This is a genomic window from Mycobacterium sp. UM_Kg27 (assembly GCF_000972905.1).
In the GTDB taxonomy this organism is placed as follows: domain Bacteria; phylum Actinomycetota; class Actinomycetes; order Mycobacteriales; family Mycobacteriaceae; genus Mycobacterium.
Map to the genome: position 1 here is coordinate 20,588 of NZ_JRMM01000046.1, position 7,845 is coordinate 28,432.

Annotated in this window: 6 protein-coding genes; 5 read left to right on the forward strand and 1 reads right to left on the reverse strand. The window is 67.2% G+C overall.

What is annotated here, in order from left to right:
- Positions 1–14: 14 nt before the first annotated feature.
- Positions 15–2,849 (reverse strand): aconitate hydratase AcnA, encoded by a 2,835-nt coding sequence (acnA, locus tag LI94_RS09670; protein ID WP_164517897.1) that lies wholly within the window; start codon positions 2,847–2,849, stop codon positions 15–17.
- A gap of 159 nt (positions 2,850–3,008) precedes the next feature.
- Here acnA and LI94_RS09675 point away from each other — a divergent pair, with 159 nt between their 5' ends.
- The 5 genes from LI94_RS09675 to LI94_RS09695 form a co-directional block, all read left to right on the forward strand.
- Positions 3,009–3,533, forward strand: a complete 525-nt coding sequence (locus LI94_RS09675) for a DUF6676 family protein (protein WP_343252062.1) — start codon at positions 3,009–3,011, stop codon at positions 3,531–3,533.
- Between the two features lie 253 nt (positions 3,534–3,786).
- A complete protein-coding gene (gene ripA, locus LI94_RS09680; protein ID WP_024443402.1) occupies positions 3,787–5,223 on the forward strand; it encodes an NlpC/P60 family peptidoglycan endopeptidase RipA in 1,437 nt (478 codons plus the stop codon).
- Positions 5,224–5,233: 10 nt separating this feature from the next.
- Complete coding sequence (ripB, locus tag LI94_RS09685) at positions 5,234–5,935, forward strand: NlpC/P60 family peptidoglycan endopeptidase RipB (protein WP_046301044.1); 702 nt, start codon at positions 5,234–5,236, stop codon at positions 5,933–5,935.
- A 132-nt stretch (positions 5,936–6,067) separates the two neighbouring features.
- Positions 6,068–7,186 carry a MoxR family ATPase gene (locus LI94_RS09690; protein WP_024443404.1) on the forward strand — a complete coding sequence of 373 codons (1,119 nt, stop codon included), beginning with the start codon at positions 6,068–6,070 and terminating at the stop codon, positions 7,184–7,186.
- A 62-nt stretch (positions 7,187–7,248) separates the two neighbouring features.
- Positions 7,249–7,845, forward strand: a 597-nt coding sequence (locus LI94_RS09695; protein WP_152664796.1) for a DUF58 domain-containing protein, incomplete at its 3' end; no start/stop codon positions are given.

Genomic DNA, 7,845 nt, shown 5'->3' on the forward strand with positions numbered 1-7,845 from the left:
CGAGTGATCGCCGTCTACGCGGTCTGAGCCGACTTCAACATGTTGCGCAGCACGTACTGCAAGATGCCGCCGTTGCGGTAGTAGTCGGCCTCACCGGGGGTGTCGATGCGCACCACCGCGTCGAATTCGACCTTGTCACCATTCTCCTTGGTGGCGGTGACCTTGACCGTCTTCGGCGTCTTGCCGGCGTTGAGTTCTTCGATGCCGACGATGTCGAAGGTCTCGGTGCCGTCCAGGCCCAGTGACTGGGCGCTCTCGCCGACCGGGAACTGCAGCGGGATCACGCCCATACCGATCAGGTTCGAACGGTGGATGCGCTCGAAGGACTCGGTGATGACGGCCTTCACACCCAGCAGCGTGGTGCCCTTGGCCGCCCAGTCACGCGACGAACCGGAGCCGTACTCCTTGCCGCCGAGCACCACCAGCGGAATGCCGGCCTTCTGGTAGTTCACGCAGGCGTTGTAGATGAACTCCTTCGGGCCGCCCTCCTGGGTGAAGTCGCGGGTGTAGCCGCCCTGGGTGCCCTCCAGCCCGATGGTGTCGAGCACCCGGTTCTGCAGCCGGATGTTGGCGAAGGTGCCGCGGACCATGACCTCGTGGTTGCCGCGACGGCTGCCCAGCGAGTTGTAGTCCTTGCGCGCCACGCCGTGGGAATCCAGGTAGTCCGCAGCCGGGGTGCCGGGCTTGATCGGGCCGGCCGGGCTGATGTGGTCGGTGGTCACCGAGTCGCCCAGCAGGGCCATCACCCGGGCGCCCTTGATGTCGGAGACCGGCTCGGGCTCGAGCCCCATACCGTCGAAGTACGGCGCCTTGCGCACGTAGGTCGACGCGTCGTCCCAGGCGAAGGTGTCGCCGTCCGGGGTGGGCAGGTTGCGCCAGTTCTCGTCGCCCTTGAACACGTCGGCGTAGGACTTGCGGAACATGTCCTGGTTGATCGCGGACTTGATGGTGTCGTCGATCTCCTGGGCCGACGGCCAGATGTCGCGCAGGAAGACGTCGTTGCCGTCCGAGTCCTTGCCCAGGGAATCGGTCTCGAAGTCGAAGTCCATGGTGCCGGCCAGGGCGTAGGCGATCACCAGCGGCGGCGAAGCCAGGTAGTTCATCTTGACGTCGGGGGAGATGCGGCCCTCGAAGTTGCGGTTACCCGACAGCACCGCGGTGACGGTCAGGTCTTCCTCGTTGACCGCCTTGGAGATCTCCTCGGGCAGCGGGCCGGTGTTACCGATACAGGTGGTGCAGCCGTAACCGCCGAGGTAGAAGCCGAGCTTCTCCAGGTAGGGCCACAGGCCGGCCTTCTCGTAGTAGTCGGTCACGACCTGGCTGCCCGGCGCCATGTTGGTCTTCACCCACGGCTTGGACGACAGGCCCTTCTCGACGGCGTTGCGGGCCAGCAGGGCCGCACCGATCATCACCGAGGGGTTGGAGGTGTTGGTGCACGAGGTGATACCCGCGACCGCGACGGCGCCGTGGTCGAGGATGAATTCGCCGCGCTCGCCCTTGACCCGCACCGGCTTGCTCGGCCGGCCCTCGGCGCCGTTGGCGGCGGACTGCACGTCCACGGCACCGTCGTCGGCGAAGGACAGCGAGACCGGGTCGGAGGCCGGGAAGGATTCCTCGATGGCTTCGTCGAGCTTGGTCTCCGGCGTCGGGTGCTGCTCTTCGACGTAGTTGTGGATGTCTTTGCGGAAAGCGACCTTGCTCTCCGACAACAGGATTCGGTCCTGCGGACGCTTCGGGCCGGCGATCGACGGGACCACGGTGGACAGGTCCAGCTCCAGGTACTCGGAGAAGGCCGGCTCGCGATCGGGGTTGTGCCACATGCCCTGGGCCTTGGCGTAGGCCTCGACCAGCGCGAGCTGCTCGTCGGTGCGGCCGGTCAGCCGCAGGTAGTTGATGGTCTCGGCGTCGATCGGGAAGATCGCGCAGGTCGAGCCGAATTCGGGGCTCATGTTGCCCAGGGTGGCGCGGTTGGCCAGCGGCACCTCGGCGACGCCCTTGCCGTAGAACTCGACGAACTTGCCGACCACCCCGTGCTTACGCAGCATGTCGGTGACGGTGAGCACCACGTCGGTGGCGGTGACGCCCGGCTGGATCTCGCCGGTCAGCTTGAAGCCGACGACGCGGGGGATCAGCATCGATACCGGCTGGCCCAGCATGGCGGCCTCGGCCTCGATGCCGCCGACGCCCCAGCCCAGCACGCCCAGGCCGTTCTGCATGGTCGTGTGGCTGTCGGTGCCGACACAGGTGTCGGGGTAGGCCTTCCCGTCACGGACCATCACGGTGCGGGCCAGGTACTCGATGTTGACCTGGTGCACGATCCCGGTGCCCGGCGGGACGACCTTGAAGTCATCGAAAGCGCCTTGGCCCCAACGCAGGAACTGGTAGCGCTCGGCGTTGCGCTGGTACTCCAGCTCGACATTGCGCTCGAAGGCGTCGGCGGTGCCGAAGACGTCGAGGATCACGGAGTGGTCGATGACCATCTCGGCGGGCGAGAGCGGGTTGACCTTGTTGGGGTCGCCGCCCAGGGCGGTTACGGCTTCACGCATGGTGGCCAGGTCGACGACGCAGGGCACACCGGTGAAGTCCTGCATGATCACCCGGGCCGGGGTGAACTGGATCTCGATGCTCGGCTCGGCGGCCGGGTCCCAATTGGCGATCGCGTTGATGTGATCTTTGGTGATGTTGGCGCCGTCCTCGGTGCGCAGCAGGTTCTCGGCCAGCACCTTGAGGCTGTAGGGGAGTTTCTCGGTGCCGGGGACGGCATCGAGGCGGTAGATCTCATAGTCCTTCTCACCCACGGTCAGGGTGGCGCGGGCTCCGAACGAATTCACCGAATCTTTGCTGGTCACTTCAACTCCCCGAGATCGAGTTCTCATCCATCGACGGGTCCGCGCCGACGGGCGACACAACCCTAACAGTACGATTGTCCTGTATAAAGTAAGGTTCACCTCACCTGGGCGGGGTTGATACCGTCAACACCCGTGACGATCCAGCACCCGCCGGCCTACATCCCCGGCGAGCTCTGCCTCACCGTCGGCCTTGACCCGGCCACCCCGCCCGACGACTGCATGGCGCTGGTCAAGGTTGCTGTCGCCGCCGACGGGGTGAGCGCCCCGGCGGCCGACGTACCGGCACTGCGCGAAGTGGTGGCGCAGGCGGGCCGCGACGGCATCGACCTCAAGATCGTCGAGGTCGCCCGCAACCCGGGCATGGACACCGCACTGCGCGACGTCGCCACGGTGGTCGGCTACGACTATCCGGATTCCACGGTCCTGGTCGTCAGTACGAACTATGTCGGCAGCTACAGCGGCCAGTTTCACCGGTCCAAGCTGGAAGCCGCCGAGGATCATGCGAAAACCGGTAATCCGGTGACTTCCGCGCAGAATTTCCTGCACGAATTGACCGCTCCGGATCTGCCCTGGACGGGCATGACAGTGGTGCTGCTGGTGGGGGTGGCCGCGGCAGCCGTCGGGACCCGCTTCCTGCAGCGACGCAGCAAACAGGCTGCGGAGCGCTCCAGCGTCCCCGACTAGCGGCCTTACCGCCGAAAACACGGAAACCGGGCGATTAATTGTCGCCCGGTGGCGGGCTGTCGCAAATAATTAGGTCACCGTAGGGTCACAACGCGCTTAACTACAATAATGTAGTTTGTTACGAACGTTTCTCCAGTGACTGATGTGACGTATGGTCTCAAAAGGCGCAGCTGTTGTACCTGTTGTTTCTGTGCTTTTGCCACCGGCCGAAGTGCGGCGCCGCCTGCTCAGAGTCCGAGGAGATCCAAGCCGAATGAGACGCATCCGTTGTGGCTCCGATGGCTCTGTGTTCCGTATGGCGATCCGGTTCGCCCAACCTGCGACGGTGTCGGTGCTCAGTGCCGCGATGGTGCTGGGCACCCCGGGGCTGGCGGCGGCTCACCCCGGCCAGGATCCCGACGGCATCGCCGCGCTGATCGCCGACGTCGCCGACGCCAACCAGCAGCTGCAGAACCTGGGCGCGCAGATCGCCGAGGAGAAGGAAGGCGTCAACAAGGCCCTGGTGGATCTGCAGACTGCGCGCGAGGACGCGGCCGCCGCCCAGCAGGAGGTGGAGTCCGGCCGGCAGGCAATCGCCGACGCCGACGCCGCGATCGCCGCCGCGCAGCGCCGGTTCAACACCTTCGCCGCGTCCACGTATGTCAACGGACCCTCCGACAGTTACCTGACCGCGGCCAACCCCTCGGAGATGATCGCCACGGCCGCGGCCGGCCAGACCCTGGCGCTCTCCTCCCAGCGGGCGCTGGACCAGCTCAAGCAGGCCCGCACCGAACAGCTGAACAAGGAGTCGGCCGCCCGGCTGGCCAAGCAGAAGGCCGATCAGGCCGTCGCCGACGCGCAGTCCAGTCAGGACGCCGCGGTGGCTGCGCTCACCGACACCCAGCGCAAGTTCGGCGAGCAGCAGGGCGAGATCGACCGGCTGGCCGCACGACGCAACCAGGCGCAGGCCAAACTCGCCGCGGCCCGTGGCCACGAGCAGCCCCAATCCGGGCCGGCTCCGGCCGGTGCTCCCGCCGGTGACCGGTGGGGAAACCCCGCCGGTCCGGTCGTCGGCCCCACCGTCGGCAAGCCCGCGCAGTGGGACGGCCCCTGGGACCCGACCCTGCCGATGATCCCCAGCGCCGACGTCCCCGGCGACCCGATCGCGGTGATCAACCAGGTGCTCGGGATCTCGCAGACCTCGGCGCAGGTGACGGCAAACCTGGGCCAGAAGTTCCTGCAGTCGCTGGGACTGGCCAAGCCCGACGACACCGGGATCAACAACGGCAAGATCCCGCGGGTTTACGGGCGGCAGGCCTCCGAGTACGTGATCCGCCGCGGTCTTTCGCAGCGCGGCGTGCCCTACTCCTGGGGCGGGGGCACCGCCGCGGGGCCCGGCCGCGGTATCGGTTCCGGTTCGGGCACGGTCGGTTTCGACTGTTCCGGGCTGATCCTCTACGCCTTCGCCGGGGTGGGCATCAAGCTGCCGCACTACTCGGGTTCGCAGTACAAGATGGGCCGCCAGATCCCCTCGGCGCTGGCGCGTCGTGGCGACGTCATCTTCTACGGGCCCGGTGGCAGCCAGCACGTGACGCTCTACCTCGGCAACGGCCTGATGCTGGAGGCCCCCGACGTGGGTCAGACGGTAAAGGTGTCACCGGTCCGTAAGAGCGGGATGACGCCCTATGTAGTCCGATACATCGAGTACTGACGGCGGTGCAATGCAACTGAGTTCTCTACGACTATCGCGCCTCATCGGGTCGCTGCTGGTGGCGATTCCGGTGATGGTGGGCCTGGCCGGACCGGCCGAGGCGGACCCGGGGTGGGACCCCACGCTGCCGGCGACAATCAGCGCCGGTGCGCCTGGTGACCCCTTGGCGATCGCCAACGCCTCGTTGCAGGCCACCGCACAGGCCACCCAGACCACCATGGACCTGGGCCGCAAATTTCTGTCCGGCCTCGGCTTCAACGTCGGCGACGAAGCCACCGGCAACGTCTCGCCCGGGCAGCGGGTGCACGGCAAGCAGGCCATCGAGTACGTGATTCGTCGCGGCGGCTCACAGATGGGCGTGCCCTACTCCTGGGGCGGTGGCTCGCTGACCGGTCCCAGCAAGGGCGTCGACTCCGGCGCGGGCACCGTCGGTTTCGACTGTTCGGGCCTGATGCGGTACGCGTTCGCCGGCGTCGGCGTGCTGATCCCGCGGTTCTCCGGTGATCAGTACAACGCCGGTCGGCACATTCCGCCCAACCAGGCCCGTCGCGGCGACCTGATGTTCTACGGCCCCGGTGGCGGCCAGCACGTCACCATGTACCTGGGTGGCGGGAAGATGCTGGAGGCCTCCGGCAGCGCCGGCAAAGTCGTCGTCAGCCCGGTGCGGACGTCGGGAATGACGCCGTATCTGACCCGCATCATCGAGTACTGACGCATTCGGGACGGCCCTTACGTCGACGGATGCTGCTAACCCTGGAATAGTGAAACGCGGGCACAACGCTGCCCCTCGGCCGTGCGCCGTGCAAGCAGTTGTGTCTGACCGACCTTTGTGGAGGATTTGTCGATGACGTCATCGGATGGGACGCCCGCGGGCGCCAGCGGTTTCCCCGGCTCGGCCGGTGCCGAAACAGGCACAGTCGGCGGTAGCGGGCTCGCCGCCGACGTACACGCGCTGGAGCGGGCCATCTTTGAGGTCAAGCGTGTCATCGTCGGCCAGGACCAGCTCGTCGAGCGCATCCTGGTCGGCCTGCTGGCCAAGGGCCACGTGCTGCTCGAAGGCGTGCCCGGTGTCGCCAAGACCCTCGCCGTGGAGACCTTCGCCAAAGTGGTCGGCGGGAGCTTCGCCAGGATCCAGTTCACCCCGGACCTGGTGCCGACCGACATCATCGGTACCCGCATCTACCGTCAGGGCCGCGAGGAGTTCGACACCGAGCTCGGCCCGGTGATGACCAACTTCCTGCTGGCCGACGAGATCAACCGCGCACCGGCCAAGGTGCAGTCGGCGCTGCTGGAGGTCATGCAGGAGCGCAAGGTCTCCATCGGCGGCAAGAGTTTCCCGCTGCCCAACCCGTTCCTGGTGATGGCCACCCAGAACCCGATCGAACACGAGGGCGTCTACCCGCTGCCTGAAGCGCAGCGTGACCGCTTCCTGTTCAAGATCAACGTCAGCTACCCCTCGCCCGAGGAAGAGCGCGAGATCATCTACCGGATGGGCGTGACCCCGCCGGAGCCCAAGCAGATCCTCGGCACCGGCGACCTGGTGCGGCTGCAGACGCTGGCGGCCAACAACTTCGTGCACCACGCCCTGGTGGACTACGTGGTGCGAGTGATCACCGCAACGCGCCAGCCCGAGCAGTTCGGCATGCCGGACGTGAAGAACTGGCTGTCGTTCGGTGCCTCGCCGCGTGCCTCGCTGGGCATCATCTCGGCGTCCCGGGCGCTGGCCCTGGTCCGTGGCCGCGACTACGTGATCCCGCAAGATGTCATCGAGGTCATCCCGGACGTGCTGCGGCACCGGCTGGTGCTGTCCTACGACGCACTCGCCGACGAGATCACCCCGGAGATCGTCATCAACCGGGTGCTGCAGACGGTGCCGCTGCCGCAGGTGAACGCCGTTCCGCAGCAACAGCATTCGTCGGCACCAGGTGCCCCGACCGCAGCGGCAGTGGCCGGCGGTCGGTGAGCGACCCCGACACCGGGGCTGGATCGAATCAGCCACCGGGAACCAGCACCGCACCGCCGTCGATGCTGCGCGGCGGAATCCGCGACCCCAAGCTGGCGGCGGCACTGCGCACCCTGGAGCTCACGGTCAAGCGCAAGCTCGACGGGGTGCTGCACGGGGATCACCTCGGCTTGATCCCCGGCCCGGGTTCCGAGCCGGGCGAATCCCGGCTGTACCAGCCCGGCGATGACGTGCGCCGGATGGACTGGTCGGTCACGGCCCGCACCACCCATCCGCACGTCCGCCAGATGATCGCCGACCGCGAGCTGGAGACCTGGCTGGTGGTCGACATGTCGGCCAGCATGGATTTCGGCACCGCCACCTGCGAGAAGCGTGACCTGGCGGTGGCGGCGGCCTCGGCGATCGTCTACCTCAACAGCGGCGGCGGCAACCGGCTGGGCGCCCTGGTGGCCAACGGTGACCGCCTCGTGCGGGTACCGGCCCGCTCGGGGCGCAACCACGAGCAGACCCTGCTGCGCACCATCGCCACCATTCCGCGGGCCCCCGCCGGGGTGCGTGGTGACTTGGCGGCGGCCATCGACGCCTTGCGCAGGCCCGAACGTCGGCGCGGGATGGCAGTCATCATCAGTGACTTCCTCGGACCTGTCTCTTATACACAT

Bases quoted from the DNA above. Each gene is read 5' to 3' on its own strand.
- ripB (WP_046301044.1), top strand. From the start codon at position 5,234: ATGCAACTGAGTTCTCTACGACTATCGCGCCTCATCGGGTCGCTGCTG.
- LI94_RS09690 (WP_024443404.1), top strand. From the start codon at position 6,068: ATGACGTCATCGGATGGGACGCCCGCGGGCGCCAGCGGTTTCCCCGGC.
- ripA (WP_024443402.1), top strand. From the start codon at position 3,787: ATGAGACGCATCCGTTGTGGCTCCGATGGCTCTGTGTTCCGTATGGCG.